Genomic DNA, 16,120 nt, shown 5'->3' with positions numbered 1-16,120 from the left:
AGCCGATCCGATGTTGTCGGGTTTTTAGATCAGGAGGACGAGATGAACACCTTATACAATAAAGAACCGGAGATCAGAATTAACGGCAAGGACCGGGAAATTTGGGCGGGCTATGCGTCCATCGCGGCGGAATTGCGGCGGAAGTCGGAGGGACAGGCCAAGACGGTGCTAGCGATCGAGTGCTATCCCGGCGTCCGGCTGCGCGAAATCGAGGAAGGCATTCGGCTTCATATGCCGATCGAAGCCGTGTTTCATGCGGAAGACGCGGCAATCGACGCGGAGCGGCGGGAAGCGAAGATGAGCCGCTATTTGACGGACGACCGCGTATTCGGCTATATGGCTCCGTTTACGGTTGACGAATTTTACGACGAGAGCAAGCTGGAGCGGCTGCGGGAGAGGATTGAGCGGGTATCGCATGGCCTTGTCGTCATCATCGGGTTCGGGGCGAGCCTGGCTGCCGAGCCGGACGTGCTGGCGTACGCGGATTTGGCGAGATGGGAAATCCAGCAGCGCTACCGGAGCAAGGAGAACGGGAACTGGCTGGCCGGCAACGCGGATGAAGATTTGCTTCGAAAATATAAACGGGGCTTCTTCGTCGAATGGCGCATGGCCGACCGATTGAAGCAGGCGGTGCTGCCGCGGGCCGATTATTATTTGGATACGAACGCGAAGGACCGTCCCGTCATGGCGACCGCGGGCGCCTTGTTCGCCGGACTCGAGCAGGCGGCCGCGCAGCCGTTCCGGCTCGTGCCTTACTTCGATCCCGGGGTATGGGGCGGGACGTGGCTGGAGAAGCACATCGGCCTTGAGCCGAAGCCGCATCCGTACGCCTGGGGGTTCGACGGCGTGCCGGAGGAGAACAGCCTGTACTTCCGGTACGGCGATATTCGGATGGAGCTGCCCGCGCTGAATCTCGTTTTTTTCCAATCGGCCCATTTGCTCGGAGAACGGGTGGTCGAACGATTCGGCGCGGAATTTCCGATCCGGTTCGACTTCCTGGATACGGTCGGGGGGCAGCCGCTCAGCCTTCAGGTGCATCCTCACAAAGCTTACATCCGGGAACATTTCGGCATGGCCTATACGCAGGACGAGAGCTACTACATGCTGGAGGCCGAAGACGATGCGGTCGTTTACTTGGGCCTGAAGGAGGGCATTGACGCGGAGCGGATGATCGGCGATTTGGAGAAGGCGCAGCAAGGCGGCTTCACGTTCCCGGCAGAGCGGTACGTGAACGCCTACCCGGCGAAGAAGCATGACCATTTCCTGATCCCCGCCGGTACGGTGCACTGCTCCGGCACGAACGGCATGGTGCTTGAAATAAGCGCGACGCCTTATATCTTCACGTTCAAGCTGTGGGACTGGGATCGGCTGGGGCTTGACGGCAAGCCGCGGCCGGTGCATCTCGAGCACGGCCGCAAAAATATCAGCTGGGAACGCACGACGGCTTGGGTGAACGACAATTTGGTGGACCGGGTCGAGCCGTTGGGGGAAGGCGATGGGTGGACGGAGGAGCGTACGGGCCTGCACGAGCTTGAATTCATTGAAACGAGGCGCCATTGGTTCACGGGCAAGGTTCCGCATCATACGCAGGGCACGTTTCATATGCTTAATTTGGTGGAAGGCGACGAGGCCGTGGTCGAAAGTCCGGAAGGGAAGTTCGAGCCCTTCGCGGTCCGCTACGCGGAAACCTTCATTATTCCGGCATCCGTCGGGGCCTACACGATCAAGCCGGGAAGCGGCAGCCGGAGCGGCCGGCTCGCGACGATCAAAGCCTATGTCCGCTCCTAAATCTCGCGTTCGGGCAGTTGGGAGGCCGTTAACCGATGACGCATATTACGATTGATTTCGGCGGTACGAATATCAAAATCGGCTTGGTTCTGAATGGCGCGATTCTGGCTCATTCGAGCATGCCTAGCTATTCGGGGCAAGGTATACAAGGCAGGCTTGACGATGCGGAGCGGGCGGTAAGGAAGCTGTTGGGCGAACAGGGCATTCGGATGGAAGATTGCACCGGGCTCGGCATCGCGATACCGGGCATCGTCAATAGCGCCGAACGGCAAGTTTTGTCCATTCACGAGAAGTACGAGGACGCCATCGGCTATTCCTTCGACGGGTGGGTGCGGGAGCGGTTCGCCATGCCTTTCGCGATGGAGAACGACGCGAGGGCGGCATTGATCGGCGAGACGGCTTACGGAGCCGCCCAAGGCGAGAAGGACGTCGTCATGGTCATCTTCGGCACGGGCATCGGAACGGCCGTCATGATCGACGGACAAGTGCTGCGGGGCAAGCATCATCAGGCTGGCGTGCTCGGCGGGCATTTGACGACCGATCGGCAAGGACCGCTATGCAACTGCGGCAATCGGGGCTGTCTGGAGGAATTCGCCAGCCATCGGGCGCTGAGGCCGAGGGCTATGGAAAGCCGGGCGTTCAAGGACAGCGTCCTGTCCGCGGCCGACGAGATGGGTTATCTTTCCGTTATCGAGGCGCGGCTATCGGGGGACGGTTTTGCGGCGGCGTATATGGAGGAGCTCGTCTCCCATTGGAGCGCGGGTATCGTGAATTTAATCCATGCCTACGATCCGGACGCGGTCTTACTGAGCGGCGGCCTGATGAAATCCGCCGAGGCGGTGCTCCCGTTGATCGAGGAAGAAGTGCACGGCCGGACGTGGACGCCGTGGGGCAAAGTGCGGTTCCTCGTATCGTCGCAGCCGGACGCTTCCGTGCTGCTCGGTCTATCGAAGCTGCTGGATACGAAATCGAATTAGACGGCGATTCGTTCAATTATCGCCGTCACTCGCCGCCCATCCAGTTCCGGTTCCGCTCCCTGTAGTCTTTCGGCGACAGCCCGGTATGCTGCTTGAACAGCCTGGCAAAATAGTTCGGATCCTGTATGCCCAGCCGAAGGGAGACGGCGGATATCCGCTCGCCGCCTTCGGCGAGCAGCCGCTTCGCTTGCTCGACCTTCATCCGGTGGATGAACGGCAGAGGAGGCATGCCGACATGCCGCAGGAACAGCTTGCGCAGATGCGATTCGCTCAATTGAACAAGCTCGGCCAATTCCGCTACGGAAGGCGGCCACCCCGGATTTTGCGCCAGGAAGGCGACGGCGCCGTTGATCCGACTGTCCGCGGACAGGAAGGCATCGCCGGACGGATCCTCGAGATACCGGTCGAGCATGAGCCCGATCAGCCGGATCATGCCGGCGCGGAGCAGCATGGAGCGGGCGATGCCGCCGTGCTCGGCCGTCGCGGCCATTTCGCGCAGCAAATCCGGCACGGCGGGGGGAACGGCGCCGTCGCGGAAGCGGACGGGGAACCGCAGCAGCTCGTGCCAAGACCGGTCCGGCATGAACGCGACCTCCGCGGCGAAGTTCAGGCTGACGAGCGTCACCCTGTCGGTAACGGGGCGCGCGGAGAGCATGCTGCCGGAGGGGAGATGGAGGAGCTCGCCCGCTCCGGCCATATACCCGGTCCCGTCCACGATAGCATGAACCCGTCCCCCGGTGACGTACCAGAAGACGGACTGCGGCAGCTTCACGCTTGCGATGCGCCAGTTATAATCCAGCTCATAGGTTCGGATATGAAGAAATTCGATGCGCAGCGAATCGACGAACAGCTGTACCGGATGGTTCATGGGAGAGCGCCTTCCTTTCTCCGGATAATGAAAAAAGGCCCGATTACACGTTAAGTGTAATACGGGCCTTTGCTTCTGTACAGCCGGAGGGCGCAGCCGGCAGCGCCTATTCCCGCGGAATCGCGCCGACGATGGCGTCGTTGCGCCGGCAGCGGTCCTGGCCGCTCACGAGGTATGTCTTGATCCGGCTCGTGTCGCCGGTCCATTCCTCCATGCGGAACTTTACTTCCGGCGTCGTGTACCGGACGGAGAAGGCGACCCGCGGAATGGCGGAATCGTTCATTTCCGAGCCGTGGAACGTCGCTTCGTTGAAGAAGGCGATCTGCCCCGGGGTCATCTCCAGATCGACCGCCTTCGTCTCGTCGATCCAATCCGCCGCGATGCCTTGGCCGAACGCGCTTCGGCCGTCGCCCGCGTCCACGTGCTCGACCAATTGCCTATGGGTGCCGGGGATGACGCGGAGGCACCCGTTCTCCCTTACCGAATAGCCGAGGCTCACCCATGCGGTCGCGTTAATCGCCGGCTCCATCGGCCAATAATGAATGTCCTGATGCCATGGAATGAATTTGCCGTTGCCCGGCTCCTTGTACCAGAAGTGCATGGCCCACAGCACGAGATCCTCGCCCAATATTTGCTTCATCGTGCTGACGATGGCGGGATGCGTCGCCAGCTCGTAAGCCCACCGGCGGCGCTGATGCCAGGCGGACAGATTGGCGTCCGTCGGTCCGGGCGCGTATTTCGACTGCCCCAGCTCTTCGAAGAATAGATCGTAATACCGGTCCGCCTCTTCCAGGCTCAGCCCTTGGACGGGGCCGCTGTAGCCTTCCTCCCTGAACTGCCCGATCGAGAACGGTGCTCCCTTTGTAATCATCAAATTCCCTCCGATGCTTCGCATGAATGTCCTTACGCTATTTAGGATAAAGCATTCGGAACGCGATTCTTAGAGGGGGAATCGATTATTGCTAGCACAAACCGATTATTTTAGGGATGGCGAGCCTAACGCAGATTGCCATCCAGAGCCTTGGTTGCTTTCGCCTTCAGATTGACCAAAGCTTGCACATTTCTTGCCGTAATGGAGGCGACTCCCAAATCAAGGAACCTCTTCATTTCGTCCTCTTCATTAATGGTCCATACGTAGACGGGCAATTTCAGCGAAGCTGCTTTGTCCAGTAGCTCCCGGCGAACAAGCTTATAATCGATGTTGATCCCGAAGCAGCGAGCTGCGACGGCGTCGCGGCAAGTCTGCTCTATCGCTTCGCTATAGGCGGATTGCAAGAACAATTCGGCATTCGCATTGAGCAATTTGCGCAGCTCCGGGTGAGCTTGCTGCACTTTCATGGCACGGTCCGTCCCGCATCCCGACAAATATACTTGCTCGTATAGGTTATATTGTTTCACGAGAGCAGCCACCGGCTCGATGCTCTCATCGTCCTTCAAGTCCAAATTGGCCGTCTTGCCAGCGTCCCGAATGACGAGCAGCATCTCTTCAAGGGTGAGGATCGGCTTGATTCGACGCAGTTCGGCTAGAGTCATCTGCGAGATCAGGCTTTCGCTGCCATCCGCGGTTATAAATTCATCATTATGGGCCAGAACGGGAATGCGGTTCTTCGTTGCCCGTATATCTTCTTCGATCACATCGGCGCCAAGCTCGATTCCCGTTTCGATCGATTCAAGCGTATGATCCTGTTTATTCATGCATCCGCTGTGCGCGGTAATCAGAGGAAATGGTTTGTCCATATGCATCCCTTCATCAATCAAAATAAATGGCATTTGTAAAAGCAATTCACCAGGCCTTGTACGTCAATATGAAAGGTTCTCGCATTCGTATCGCTTTTCCTCTTTCTTCTTTCGCCAACTCGCGGATACTCCGAAAAAATTGCCGCATCGATACGCCGAGCGTTTGCGGCGCGTTAGGACGTGGGACGGAAAGAGCAATCCATAAGAAATCGGGGTTCATCAAATGGTCTATAATAAGGGAGTTATGTCTTATGCCAACAGTTTTCCGAATAGGTTGAGGGGGGAACGTATGAGCAAGCAAGGTAACGATCCGCAATATGCCGTCGAGGCCGTTGATTTGGTGAAAAAATTCGGGGACCGGCGCGTCGTCGACGGGATTTCGCTCCAGGTGCGGCGAGGCTCGATTTACGGGTTTTTGGGGCCGAACGGCGCCGGCAAGACGACGACGATCAAAATGCTGGCCACGCTGCTCCGTCCGGACGGCGGCTCGGCCAAGGTGATGGGCTACGATCTGGAGAAGGCGGCGAATCAGGTCAGGCAGCGCATCAGTCTAACGGGACAGTTCGCTTCGGTGGACGAGGATTTGTCGGGGCGGGAGAACCTGATCCTGATCGCCCGCCTCGTCGGCTTCTCCCGGCAAGGCGCCAAGGAGAGGGCCGACGACCTTCTGAAGGCGTTCGGTCTCGAGGATGCCGCGCAGCGCCAAGTGAAAAAGTATTCGGGAGGCATGAGGCGCCGCATCGACATTGCGGCCAGCATCGTCACGGCGCCCGACCTGCTGTTCCTGGACGAACCGACGACGGGGCTCGACCCGAGAAGCCGGAACCAGGTATGGGACATTATCCGGGCGCTCGTCCGGAACGGAACGACCGTATTTCTGACGACGCAATATTTGGAGGAGGCGGACCAGCTGGCGGACCGCATCGGCGTCATCGACAACGGGCGGCTGATCGCGGAAGGCACGAGCAAGGAGCTGAAGGCGCTCGTCGGAGCCGGCAGGCTGACGGTTCATCTGCATAACCTCGACGATCTGGTGGCGGCAAGGCGCATTTTGGAGGAGATTACGGGCGAATCGGTCGAGGCCGACAGCCGGACGCTCAAGCTGACCGCGCCGATTACCGATCACGGCGAAGCCGCTGCGGCGCTTAGCCGGCTGGTCATGGAAAATTTGCAAGTATCGGATTTCGCGATGGCGCAGCCTAGCCTGGACGAGGTGTTCCTGACGCTCACCGGCAAGACGACCGGGCAATCCGGGGAGGAAGGAGAGGAAGCCGATGTTCATCAAGCCGGATAACAACCCGGATTTGCAGAAGGCGCTCACGCTCGCGCACCGGCCGAGCCGGCCCGGCGCCCTGGGCGCTTCCTTCACGTTCGGCTGGCGCGCGCTGCTCAAAATCAAATACGTGCCCGAGCAATTATTCGACGTGACGGCGTTCCCGATCATGTTCCTGCTCATGTTCACGTATCTGTTCGGAGGAGCCATCTCCGGCTCGACCGGGGAATACCTCGATTTCGTCCTTCCGGGCATTCTCGTCATGTCGGTGTCCATGATCACGATGTATACGGGCCTCGACCTGAACAAGGATATTCAGAAAGGCATCTTCGACCGTTTCCGCACCTTGCCGTTCTGGCGGCCGGCCGCTCTGGTAGGGGCCTTGCTCGTCGACGCGGTTCGTTACTTGATCGCATCGGTCATCATGATCGGCTTGGGCTACCTGCTCGGCTTCAGGCCGGAGAACGGCATCGGCGGGCTGGCGCTCGGCGTGCTGCTGCTATTGTTTTTCTCGTTCAGCCTGTCCTGGATTTGGACGTTTCTCAGTCTCGTCGTCCGGACGGAGAAAGCGCTCATGGGCATCAGCATGATGGTGCTGTTCCCGCTGACGTTCCTGAGCAGCGTGTTCGTCGACACGTCGACGATGCCGAATTGGCTGCAAAAGTTCGTCGACGTCAATCCGATCACGCTCGTCGTCAATGCGGTGCGCGGCTTCGTCCACGGCGGCGTGACCGGCGGGCAGCTTAGCACGGTATTGATCGTATCGGCGGCTCTGATCGTCGTATTCGCCCCGCTGACGATGTATTTTTACAATAACAAGAAATAGGCGAAGCAAGCGCGGCCGGCTCCTTGATCGGGGCCGGTCGTTTTTTTGTGCTTATCATTCACTTTTACATCCTCTTCGCGTGCTATAATAGAAGGAATGAAAGAATTGTAATCGTGGAACGCGAGGTGATACCAAGATGGCCTACATGGTCCCGGAAGTTTTACGGACGGGCGCGACCGCCGGCGAGCGGCTGCTGTTCCGGTCGCTTAAGGAGCATCTGCCAAGCGATTACGCGGTTTATTTCGAGCCGGAGATCGAAGGCTGCCGGCCGGCGTTCGTCGTGATCGGTCCCGATTTGGGCATGGTCGTGCTCGAAGTGACGGAATATACGAGGTCGGCGCTGGTCGAAGCGGACCGCGGCGAATGGCAGGTCTATACGGCCTCCGGCCAGCTGGAAACCGTTCCGAATCCGTACCTGCGGGCGCGCGATACGGCCCGGCAAGTGGCGGCCGGGCTGGAGAAGGACGACGGCCTGACGGAGCCGGATGTCAATCGGAAGGGGAAGCAGCTCCTGTTCCAGCTCGGCTTCGGGACGGTATTCACGCGCATGCGCCGGAACGATTTTATCGAGAACGGCCTGTACGAGGTCATCGCCGAGCCGTTCGTGCTTTGCCGCGACGAGATCGACCGCGAGGACGGCGGCTTCTCGGCCGACGCCTTGATCGAGAAGATTCACGGCATGTTCACCGAATGGAAGCGGAACCGGAGCATCCTGTCGAAGGAGCAGCTGTGGGCGATCCGCAATCACTTGACGCCCGCCGCGAAGCTCGGCTCGGAATTCAGGCCGCCGGAGAGCGCGCGCGAGCAGTACGTGCTGTCCTTGCATCAGCCGCAGGCGATGGACGTCACCCAGGAGAACATCGCGAAGCAGCTCGGCGATCGCCACAGGCTGATACGGGGCGTGACGGGAAGCGGGAAGACGCTTGTGCTGGCGAGCCGCGCGAAGATGCTCGCGAGCTTCTATCCCGATTGGAAAATTCTCGTCATCTGCAATAGCGTGGCGCTGTCGCAGAGCCTGAAGCAGATGATCGGCCGGATGATGGACGAGCCGGAGGATCTGCTCGATTGGATCCGGCTGGCCGAGCAGCGGGAAGGAAGGCCGGACAAGCCGTACATCGAGGTGTTCAACTTCCACGAGTGGCTGAAGAAGGCGCTTGGCGCCAAGGATACGGACGTGTTGACGCTCATCGCCAAGCTGGAGAAGAAGGAAGCGATTCTGCCGATGTACGAGGCGATCCTGATCGACGAGGGACAGGACTTCCAGCCGGAGTGGCTGAGACTGCTCACCCATCTGCTGAATCCGGCGACCCAGAACCTGCTGCTCGTCGAGGACAAGACGCAATCGTTCTTCAAGCGCAAGTCGAGCCTTCTGAAGGCGACGGGTCTCGATTTCCGTGGGCGGTCGCGCTTCTTGTCCGTCAATTACCGCAACACGTCGCAGATCGCGAAGTTCGCCTGGGACTTCTACCAGCGGTATTCGCTGCTCCGCGGCGGCGTGCAGTACGGGTCCGCGAAGGGCGTCGACATCATTCCGCCGCAGAGCGCCCGCAGAGCCGGGCCCGAGCCTGCGGTGATACGGTGCGGCAGCTTCAAAGAGGAGGTCCGCGCCGCGGCGGACCGGATTCGCGAGCTGCACGTCGGGCATAAGATTCCGTATGCCGAGATGGCGATTTTGTACCGGGTGAAGGATAATTACCATTCCTCTTACATCGACGCGATCCGCCGGGAGCTGAAGGGGCGGGAGCTGCCGTACCGCTGGCTGGCCGAGAATGATGACGACGAGAGGGAGGAAGCGGCCCCGGCAGGCGACGCGGTGAACGTGGCGTCCATCGACAGCGTGAAGGGCCTCGACTTTCAGGCGGTCTTCATCGTCAACGCCGAGAACATGCCGTTCTCGCTGGAGATGGCGGAGGAACGCGAGGTGTCGCTGTTCTACGTGGCGATGACCCGCGCGCTGGAGTGGCTGTTCGTCTCGTACAGCGGCGACTCCAAGTTCACGCCTTACTTGGACGAAGTCCGGAACCGGGCGCAGGAGCGGGAGAGCGACCCGGAGCGGAAGCAGCCCGTCAAGCTGCTGGGGTGATGGTTAGAGCGATGAAGCTTCGCATGGCGCAAGGCGCCTGATCAACGACTGCAGTTCTCCTTAAGAGGGGACTGCAGTTTTCATTTTACATAAAGCAGCCCGAACCGACGGAATTCGACACACTTTCCCCTTTTCCATCAGGTATGATGATAGAGCATTGGTAGCGGCATTGGGCCGTTCGAACGATGCGATCAAATCGAAAAGGGCGGGCAGAGGAATGAAAAAGGAGTCTTTTACGCAAGGTGAAGTGTTTATTCTAGGCATCGGGGCATGGCTGCTCATTCTTTATTTCCTGAAAAATTCGGAGAAAATCGAGCTGGACTCCAATTTTATCGCGATTTTCTCGTTGGCGGGACTGTTTTTTACGGCATCGGATTTTTTCCAGCTGTTGTCCGAGCACCATTTATCCATATGGAAAGGAAAGAGCGGCTCGCTTTGGACCCGCCGGCTGACGAGAGCATTCTCCTATCTATTATTGTTCTTATCGGGCGGCTGCTTCATCATTCTGCCGATCTCGTATATCCACGGCAACAAGGCGCTCGCCAAGCTCGGCGATTCCGCGACGCTGCTGAGCATGAGCATCATCCTGATCCTGATCGTCTTCAAAAATTTGCTCCAAAGAGTGCAAAGCCGAGCGGATGTCCAAAAGTAGCGGAGGAAGTTTAGTTCAGGACAGCGAAAGTTAAGGGAGGCCAAAGCGAAGATGGACGTATACCCGGGCAGGGACCTGATCGATTGGCAGTACCGGAACGCGGCGCCGACTGCGATGCCCGCTTTTCATTCGCACAGCTCTTATGAATTTTTTTATTTGCACGAAGGACAGGCCCGTATTTACGTGGGGGCCGCAGCTACGAGCTGCTGCCCGGCGATTTGCTGCTCATGCAAGGCTCGACGCTTCATAGGCCGTTAGTCAACCGGGACGCTCCTTACGTGCGCACGATCCTTCACTTCGAGCCGCGGCTCATTTCCTTGATTGATCAGGGAAGGGGAGGGGCGGCTGCCGATGGCACGGATGCCGATCGCCTGCCGGAAGTGCTTCGCCCCTTCTTCGAGCTGGATCATGTCCGGCTTCGGCTCGGCGCGGCCGAGCAAGCGGAGGCGGAGCGGATGCTCGTGCACATGCAGCAATGCTACGTACGCAACGACTTCGTCGGGCAAAACCGTTTTTTGCTCGCGCTCGCGGACGTGCTGTACTGGGTTTACGATTTGTGCCGCGAGCATTTGCGGGAGGACAAGCAGGGCTCGGAGAGGGAGAGGCACGTGCACAATGTGATCGCCTACATCGAGCGCTGCTACATGAACGACATCACGATGGATTTGCTGGAGCGGGAACTTCATTTGAATAAATATTACATGAGCAAGGTGTTCAAGGAATTGACGGGCACGACGATTTTCAAATATTTATACAATCGCCGCGTGAATCAGGCCAAGGTGCTGTTTCAGGTCGACGAGGGGGCTGTCGGTGACGGATGCCGGCTTCAGCGTCGGCTTCAAGCACGCCTCCCACTTCACGAAGGTGTTCAAGCAGATTGCCGGCACGACGCCGGAACATTATCGCAGGCAGGCAAGACGGCCTGGGGGATGAGAGAACTTCGGGGGCATGTTCGGCACCTCGTATAATCCGCTGCGGTTGACGGATTGGCTTCTGGCAACGAGTACAAGCACGGAACGTTTGGAGAGGAGGTTCCGGCAGTCTTGTGCTCTTTTTTTGTCACGACTCTCCCTATCCTTTATAATAGATACATACATTATTTGCTAATGAAGGGATTGCGCTGGATAACAACCGTGGGAGGTGCAGGCTTGAAGATGATGTTCACGGTAGACGTGGAGGATTGGTTTTGCAGCCCGCAGCTGCCTCTCTCCGATTGGGAGAGGCGCGAGATCCGGCTGGAGCGGCCCGTTCGTCAAATGCTGGAGCTTCTCGACGAGCGAAAGGCGCTAGGAACCTTCTTCGTTTTGGGCTGGATTGCGCGGAAACGACCCGGCCTCATTAAGGAAATCCACCGGAGGGGCCATGAAATCGCTTCGCACGGCTACGCGCACCGTCTCGTCCGCAGCCAGTCCCCGGGGGAGTTCCGGCAAGACATTCGCGCGTCGAAGGATATATTGGAGGATGTGACGGGCGACGAGGTACGCGGGTATCGCGCGCCCTGCTTTTCGATGACGGAGTGGGGGCTCGAAATGCTGAGGGAAGAAGGGTATGCCTACGATTCCAGCCTGATGCCCCATCGCTTCAATCAACTGTATAACGAGCTGAAGCGTCCTTCTGACGTACCGGCGTCTTTTCGCATAAAGGATAAGCTGTGGGAAATACCGCTGCCTGCCTATCGCCTGGGCGGGCTTCGCGTGCCATGGGGCGGCGGCGGGTACTTTCGGCTTTATCCGTATTCTTTGTTTAAGGCGGGTGCCAAGTCGATCCTGCGGGATCGGGGAGCCTTCGTTTTCTACATTCATCCTTACGATCTGGACCCGGACCAGCCGCGCATTTTCAATTCGTCCTTGCTTAACGGCTTCAGGCGATATTACGGGCTTGACGGCACGCACGACAAAATCCGGAGGCTGATGGCCGATTACGCGGTCACTTCCATTCGGAGCCAAAATCCCCAGATCGGAGAATCCCGCTGACATGCGCGGCAAAGTCGAAATCGTGCGCGACGGCCGGCTGCTTGCGGGCGCCGCTTATTTATTTTGCAGGGAGAACGGCGTGCGGATACCGGGGCTTGACAAGCCGGCTGCGGATGTGAGGCTGAGGCTCGCGGCGGAAGGCGCCGCGGATGAGAAGGGCAGGCTGATCGATCCCGCTTTCGGTTATGCGTGCTACGAATATTATCGGCAGACGCACGCGCCCGATTATTTTGATAAGCTGCTGCTGAGAGAGGCGGAAGGGCGCCGACGCATCCTCGATCTGTGCTGCGGAGCGGGTGCGACGGTGAAGGCGCTGCTCGGCCGCGGACCCGATCTTATCTACGCAGTGGATTCGGACGAGCGGCAGATCGGGCTGCTGGCCGCGATCGTCCAAGCGTCGGAAGCGGCGCGCGGCAAGGTGTCGGTGCATACGGCGGACGCCCACCGGCTGCCGATCGGAAGGCATGCCGTCGATTACGTCGTCTGCAGGACGGCGCTTCACTATTTGGATCCGCAGCGCGCGCTTGCCGAGGCGTACCGCGTTCTCTCGCCCGGCGGCAAGCTGTTTCTGCTCGTTCACGGTACGGGTTACAGATGGCATTATCTCGTGATCCGGAATGGAATCTTCAGGCGGAAAACGGCAGCCTATCTGCTTCGGAAGCTGCTTGGTCGCCCGCGCGGCGGACAACCCGGCACCGGCTTGTCCGCCGTGCAGGCCCGGTACTTGACGTGGCGCGAATTGGAGAAAAGCCTGCTGGCCGCAGGCTTCGACAAGATTTCGTTCCACACGTCGCCGAGATGGATGGTCGCCGGACGTTTTCCCGTCTATTTCGCGGCGGTCGCGGAGAAATAGCGGTCGCCCGGCCGTTCCCGGGAAGCCTGTCGCTTCCCGGACAGCAGGGCGGGCGCCTTTGCCCGGGGTTTCCTACTGCTTCATCCCCGTATAGATAAGCACCGCATCCCGGAGAAACTCCGCTCCGCCGGGCTGCCGCTTATCGTAGTAGGCCGCGAACCTCTCGTCGTCCACGTACATTTGCGCGACGCCCGCGTGAGCCTCCTTACTGTAATTTCCCCAGTAGAAGGTAAGCCACTGCTTGTGCAGATCGGCCGTTTTTTGCGCGAGTTCGCCTGCCGGATCGCCCGTCGCGAAGGCTGCGGCCAGCGTGGACAGCACTTCTTCCCCCAATTTCTCGACCTCCCGGTACTGCTCCTCGGTCATGTTCTTCAGAGCTTGATTGGACCGCTCGACCTGCTCTTCACCGTATTTTTCCCTAATTTCCTTGCCGTATTTCCTCTCGTTCTCGTCAATCAGCTGTTGCTTGAACCCTTCGAATCGCTCTTTATCGGTCATCGTCATTTTCCCCTCTCTTTGAGCTAACGTCTTATCGACATTCGCGATTAACAAGTCCAACTGCACCCGTCGCTCGAGCAGCTTCGCCCGGTGCTCCCTGAGCGCGGCGTCGCCGTCGAAGTCCGGCGAGGCGACAATCGCCTTGATTTCGTCCAGGCTGACGCCAAGCTCCTTGTAAAAAAGAATTTGCTGCAGCCGGTCCACCTCGGCCTGGCCATAGATCCGGTAGCCGGAGGAGTTGATTCTCGCCGGCTTCAGCATGTCGATTTCATCGTAGTAGCGAAGCGTCCTCGTGCTGATTCCCGCCAGCCGTCCGAGCTTTTGAATCGTATATTCCATCTGCTCGCCTCCTTGCACAATGATCGTACACCTTTACGCAACGTGAAGGTCAATCCCCTTTTTCGGAGTCTCCCCAAAAAAGTCGACCGCCCTCGTTGAAGGGCGGCCAATGCTTTCTTTATCGCATATGAGATGAGATGATGGCGCTAACCGGTCGGATCGAAATTCGCGGCGTCTCCGTACGTGCAATACGCGTTCTTGCTCGTCCGCTTGGCGTAATATAGCGCTTGATCGGCGCAGTTGTACAGATCGTTGGAGTTCCGTGCGTGCTCGGGCGCCAGCGCGATGCCGATTGACGCGGTCGTTTGATACTCCTTCACGACGTCGACGCCTTTAATTTCCATAGGAGACCGCAGTCGCTCGATAATCGCGCGCGCGACCTCCGTGGCGGTCCGCTCGTTGTCGAGATCGTTCAAGATAACGACGAATTCGTCGCCGCCGAGCCGGGCGATGAAAGCGCCGGGATGGGAGACGGCCGACCGGATACGCTTGCTTACCTCGACAAGAAAGGCGTCCCCCGCGTCATGGCCGAGCTCGTCGTTGATCTGCTTGAAGTTGTCGAGATCGATATGCAGCAGCCCCGTCGTCTGTCCCCGTCTATTGTTTTTGGCGATGCTCGCCGAGAGCGACTGCACGAACGCGGCGCGGTTGAATAGCCCCGTCAGCCAGTCGTGGGAAGCCAGATAGAGCGGTCTCGCGACAAGCCGGCTAATCACGAAGGAAATGATAAGCGCGATCGCCAGCGTGGCGAGCAGCTGAATCAGGAATACGTTATTGTTCTGCTTCAGCTTGTCCAGCAGCTCTTGATCGTTGTATTTGATTTCGACGATGCGGTGATCCGTGTAGCGAACCTCTTGGTCTTGACTGTACTGTACGATATAAGGAACGTAACGGTAGGCGACCGATCTGCCGTTTTCGATCCGTTTTACCTGCTGCACGTCATTTTCTCGGTAAGCTGTATCGAAGTAAGGGCGGTTTTCGGAAGAGACGAGCGCCGCTTTGCCGTCCTCGCCGCTTTTGCCGATCGCTTTGCCCGATGTCGTAAAGACGGTAATTTCGTGAATGTAGCTGTACTTCTCGGCCAGCTTGCGCCCGATTTCCAGGAAGTTGAAGCTTTGGAAGACCGGATTGTTCTCCTGGTATAGTCCGAGCTCGATCAAGTATTTGTGGTCGGGCGTCGGGACGTAGCTGTATTTTCGAAGCTTGCCCGTGTTCGACTCTTGGTCCAGGCCGTCGGCCACGAACGAGTCTCCCTTCAGTCTTTCGGCTAACAATTCTGCGAACCGCCTCATCGTTTCGTTATCGGCTCTGAAATCAAGTCCGACATCCGGGGCGAAGCTGCTATGTACGATCTTCTGGGCATCGTCGATGATGTAGATGTCCATCCCGCCGGACGCTTTCTTAAGCGCATCGTAATCCCAGGAGGCGACATCCGGATTGTCGCGGTAATGCTCGAGCAGCCGCTCCGAATAGTCGCGCATTTGCTCCTCCAGCTTATCGTCCGACATCTGGAACGCTTTGTCTGCATCCGATACGGCCGTTACGATCACGTCCTCAACCAGGGAAGATTCCCGTTTAAACCCGGCGATTAATTGCTCCTTTAAACGATGCTGGTTCACCAGCGAGATGACGAGCGTCAATAAAATGCTGAAAACGCCCATGATGATCATCAGTTTCGTTTTAAAGCCGCTTTGCAATGCATCTCCTCCTCTATTAATTGGGAAGTAATGCCTAATAAAGTAGTTCCGATATACCAGTAAAATATAGCCGATTTAGGTGGAAAAGTCTACGGCAATAGAAGCGCGGCAATCGCGAAAAAACGGCAGGCAAGCGGGAAGAGGCCGTGCGGAAATATCGCTATCAACCGAACGACGGCTGCATACCTTTTGTACCAATGCGGGGACGGACTCGAGTACATTTAAACGTTTTTTCGGACAGAAGCCATTGTGCATATTATATGTAGTTTGAATGCCGGTTATTAGGGAGGATAAAAAAGTTTCACAAAAACGCTTGACCTCATGGGCGGAGGCATGGTATATTCTAATTCCGGCCGAGAGAAACAAGCGGACGGCGCAGCAAAAGATTGTTCTTTGAAAACTGAACAACGAGTGAAACTGCCCCATTAATCCGTACGGATTAATGGAAAAGCGATAAAAGAATGAGCAAGTCAAACACCATTATGGAGAGTTTGATCCTGGCTCAGGACGAACGCTGGCGGCGTGCCTAATACATGCAAGTCGAGCGGAGTTAATC

Annotated in this window: 14 protein-coding genes and 1 rRNA gene; 10 read left to right on the top strand and 5 right to left on the bottom strand. The window is 58.1% G+C overall.

Annotated elements, in window-relative coordinates:
- Positions 1-42 precede the first annotated feature (42 nt).
- Positions 43-1,788 (top strand): class I mannose-6-phosphate isomerase, encoded by a 1,746-nt coding sequence (locus IDH41_RS24960; RefSeq protein ID WP_190865994.1) that lies wholly within the window; start codon positions 43-45, stop codon positions 1,786-1,788.
- A 35-nt stretch (positions 1,789-1,823) separates the two neighbouring features.
- Positions 1,824-2,765 (top strand): ROK family protein, encoded by a 942-nt coding sequence (locus IDH41_RS24955; protein ID WP_190865992.1) that lies wholly within the window; start codon positions 1,824-1,826, stop codon positions 2,763-2,765.
- Between the two features lie 25 nt (positions 2,766-2,790).
- On the opposite strand, the gene IDH41_RS24950 is transcribed toward IDH41_RS24955, so the two are convergent.
- From IDH41_RS24950 to IDH41_RS24940, 3 genes are all read right to left on the bottom strand, one after another.
- Entirely contained in the window at positions 2,791-3,633 is an 843-nt protein-coding gene (locus IDH41_RS24950; RefSeq protein ID WP_190865990.1) for a helix-turn-helix transcriptional regulator, read from the bottom strand.
- Between the two features lie 106 nt (positions 3,634-3,739).
- On the bottom strand, positions 3,740-4,504 hold the full coding sequence (locus IDH41_RS24945; protein ID WP_190865988.1) for a phytanoyl-CoA dioxygenase family protein: 765 nt from the start codon (positions 4,502-4,504) through the stop codon (positions 3,740-3,742).
- A 125-nt stretch (positions 4,505-4,629) separates the two neighbouring features.
- The gene (locus IDH41_RS24940) at positions 4,630-5,370 is read right to left on the bottom strand and encodes a glycerophosphodiester phosphodiesterase (RefSeq protein WP_190865987.1); all 741 of its coding nucleotides are present in this window, start codon (positions 5,368-5,370) and stop codon (positions 4,630-4,632) included.
- Positions 5,371-5,659: 289 nt separating this feature from the next.
- On the opposite strand from IDH41_RS24940, the gene IDH41_RS24935 reads away from it, so the two are divergent.
- From IDH41_RS24935 to IDH41_RS24900, 7 genes are all read left to right on the top strand, one after another.
- Entirely contained in the window at positions 5,660-6,664 is a 1,005-nt protein-coding gene (locus IDH41_RS24935) for an ATP-binding cassette domain-containing protein (RefSeq protein WP_190865985.1), read from the top strand.
- Positions 6,645-7,469 carry an ABC transporter permease gene (locus IDH41_RS24930; protein WP_190865984.1) on the top strand — a complete coding sequence of 275 codons (825 nt, stop codon included), beginning with the start codon at positions 6,645-6,647 and terminating at the stop codon, positions 7,467-7,469. The genes IDH41_RS24935 and IDH41_RS24930 overlap by 20 nt, the downstream gene beginning before the upstream one ends.
- Before the next feature lie 136 nt (positions 7,470-7,605).
- A complete protein-coding gene (locus tag IDH41_RS24925; protein WP_190865982.1) occupies positions 7,606-9,552 on the top strand; it encodes a DEAD/DEAH box helicase in 1,947 nt (648 codons plus the stop codon).
- A 217-nt stretch (positions 9,553-9,769) separates the two neighbouring features.
- Positions 9,770-10,204: a hypothetical protein gene (locus IDH41_RS24920; protein ID WP_190865980.1), complete on the top strand. Its 435-nt coding sequence runs from the start codon at positions 9,770-9,772 to the stop codon at positions 10,202-10,204.
- Between the two features lie 227 nt (positions 10,205-10,431).
- Positions 10,432-11,172 carry a helix-turn-helix domain-containing protein gene (locus tag IDH41_RS32295; protein ID WP_263364605.1) on the top strand — a complete coding sequence of 247 codons (741 nt, stop codon included), beginning with the start codon at positions 10,432-10,434 and terminating at the stop codon, positions 11,170-11,172.
- A 186-nt stretch (positions 11,173-11,358) separates the two neighbouring features.
- Complete coding sequence (locus IDH41_RS24905; protein WP_223830052.1) at positions 11,359-12,177, top strand: polysaccharide deacetylase family protein; 819 nt, start codon at positions 11,359-11,361, stop codon at positions 12,175-12,177.
- A gap of 1 nt (position 12,178) precedes the next feature.
- Positions 12,179-13,030, top strand: coding sequence for a class I SAM-dependent methyltransferase (locus tag IDH41_RS24900; RefSeq protein ID WP_190865973.1), 852 nt, complete (start codon positions 12,179-12,181; stop codon positions 13,028-13,030).
- A gap of 72 nt (positions 13,031-13,102) precedes the next feature.
- Here IDH41_RS24900 and IDH41_RS24895 read toward each other — a convergent pair whose 3' ends face one another.
- Positions 13,103-13,867 carry a MerR family transcriptional regulator gene (locus tag IDH41_RS24895; protein WP_190865971.1) on the bottom strand — a complete coding sequence of 255 codons (765 nt, stop codon included), beginning with the start codon at positions 13,865-13,867 and terminating at the stop codon, positions 13,103-13,105.
- A 146-nt stretch (positions 13,868-14,013) separates the two neighbouring features.
- On the bottom strand, positions 14,014-15,564 hold the full coding sequence (locus IDH41_RS24890; RefSeq protein WP_190865969.1) for a GGDEF domain-containing protein: 1,551 nt from the start codon (positions 15,562-15,564) through the stop codon (positions 14,014-14,016).
- Between the two features lie 479 nt (positions 15,565-16,043).
- Here IDH41_RS24890 and IDH41_RS24885 point away from each other — a divergent pair.
- Positions 16,044-16,120 (top strand): 16S ribosomal RNA (locus IDH41_RS24885); the annotation flags it as partial.

This window comes from Paenibacillus arenilitoris (assembly GCF_014705655.1).
Classification (GTDB): Bacteria; Bacillota; Bacilli; order Paenibacillales; family Paenibacillaceae; genus Pristimantibacillus; species Pristimantibacillus arenilitoris.
Note: the sequence above shows the minus strand (reverse complement) of the source record. Positions and strands in the feature narration are given on the sequence as shown.

Excerpts from the sequence above, each read along its gene's own strand:
- IDH41_RS24960 (WP_190865994.1), top strand. The coding sequence starts at position 43 with ATGAACACCTTATACAATAAAGAACCGGAGATCAGAATTAACGGCAAG.
- IDH41_RS24955 (WP_190865992.1), top strand. The coding sequence starts at position 1,824 with ATGACGCATATTACGATTGATTTCGGCGGTACGAATATCAAAATCGGC.
- IDH41_RS24950 (WP_190865990.1), bottom strand. The coding sequence starts at position 3,633 with ATGAACCATCCGGTACAGCTGTTCGTCGATTCGCTGCGCATCGAATTT.
- IDH41_RS24945 (WP_190865988.1), bottom strand. The coding sequence starts at position 4,504 with ATGATTACAAAGGGAGCACCGTTCTCGATCGGGCAGTTCAGGGAGGAA.
- IDH41_RS24940 (WP_190865987.1), bottom strand. The coding sequence starts at position 5,370 with ATGGACAAACCATTTCCTCTGATTACCGCGCACAGCGGATGCATGAAT.
- IDH41_RS24935 (WP_190865985.1), top strand. The coding sequence starts at position 5,660 with ATGAGCAAGCAAGGTAACGATCCGCAATATGCCGTCGAGGCCGTTGAT.
- IDH41_RS24930 (WP_190865984.1), top strand. The coding sequence starts at position 6,645 with ATGTTCATCAAGCCGGATAACAACCCGGATTTGCAGAAGGCGCTCACG.
- IDH41_RS24925 (WP_190865982.1), top strand. The coding sequence starts at position 7,606 with ATGGCCTACATGGTCCCGGAAGTTTTACGGACGGGCGCGACCGCCGGC.
- IDH41_RS24920 (WP_190865980.1), top strand. The coding sequence starts at position 9,770 with ATGAAAAAGGAGTCTTTTACGCAAGGTGAAGTGTTTATTCTAGGCATC.
- IDH41_RS32295 (WP_263364605.1), top strand. The coding sequence starts at position 10,432 with ATGCAAGGCTCGACGCTTCATAGGCCGTTAGTCAACCGGGACGCTCCT.
- IDH41_RS24905 (WP_223830052.1), top strand. The coding sequence starts at position 11,359 with ATGATGTTCACGGTAGACGTGGAGGATTGGTTTTGCAGCCCGCAGCTG.
- IDH41_RS24900 (WP_190865973.1), top strand. The coding sequence starts at position 12,179 with ATGCGCGGCAAAGTCGAAATCGTGCGCGACGGCCGGCTGCTTGCGGGC.
- IDH41_RS24895 (WP_190865971.1), bottom strand. The coding sequence starts at position 13,867 with ATGGAATATACGATTCAAAAGCTCGGACGGCTGGCGGGAATCAGCACG.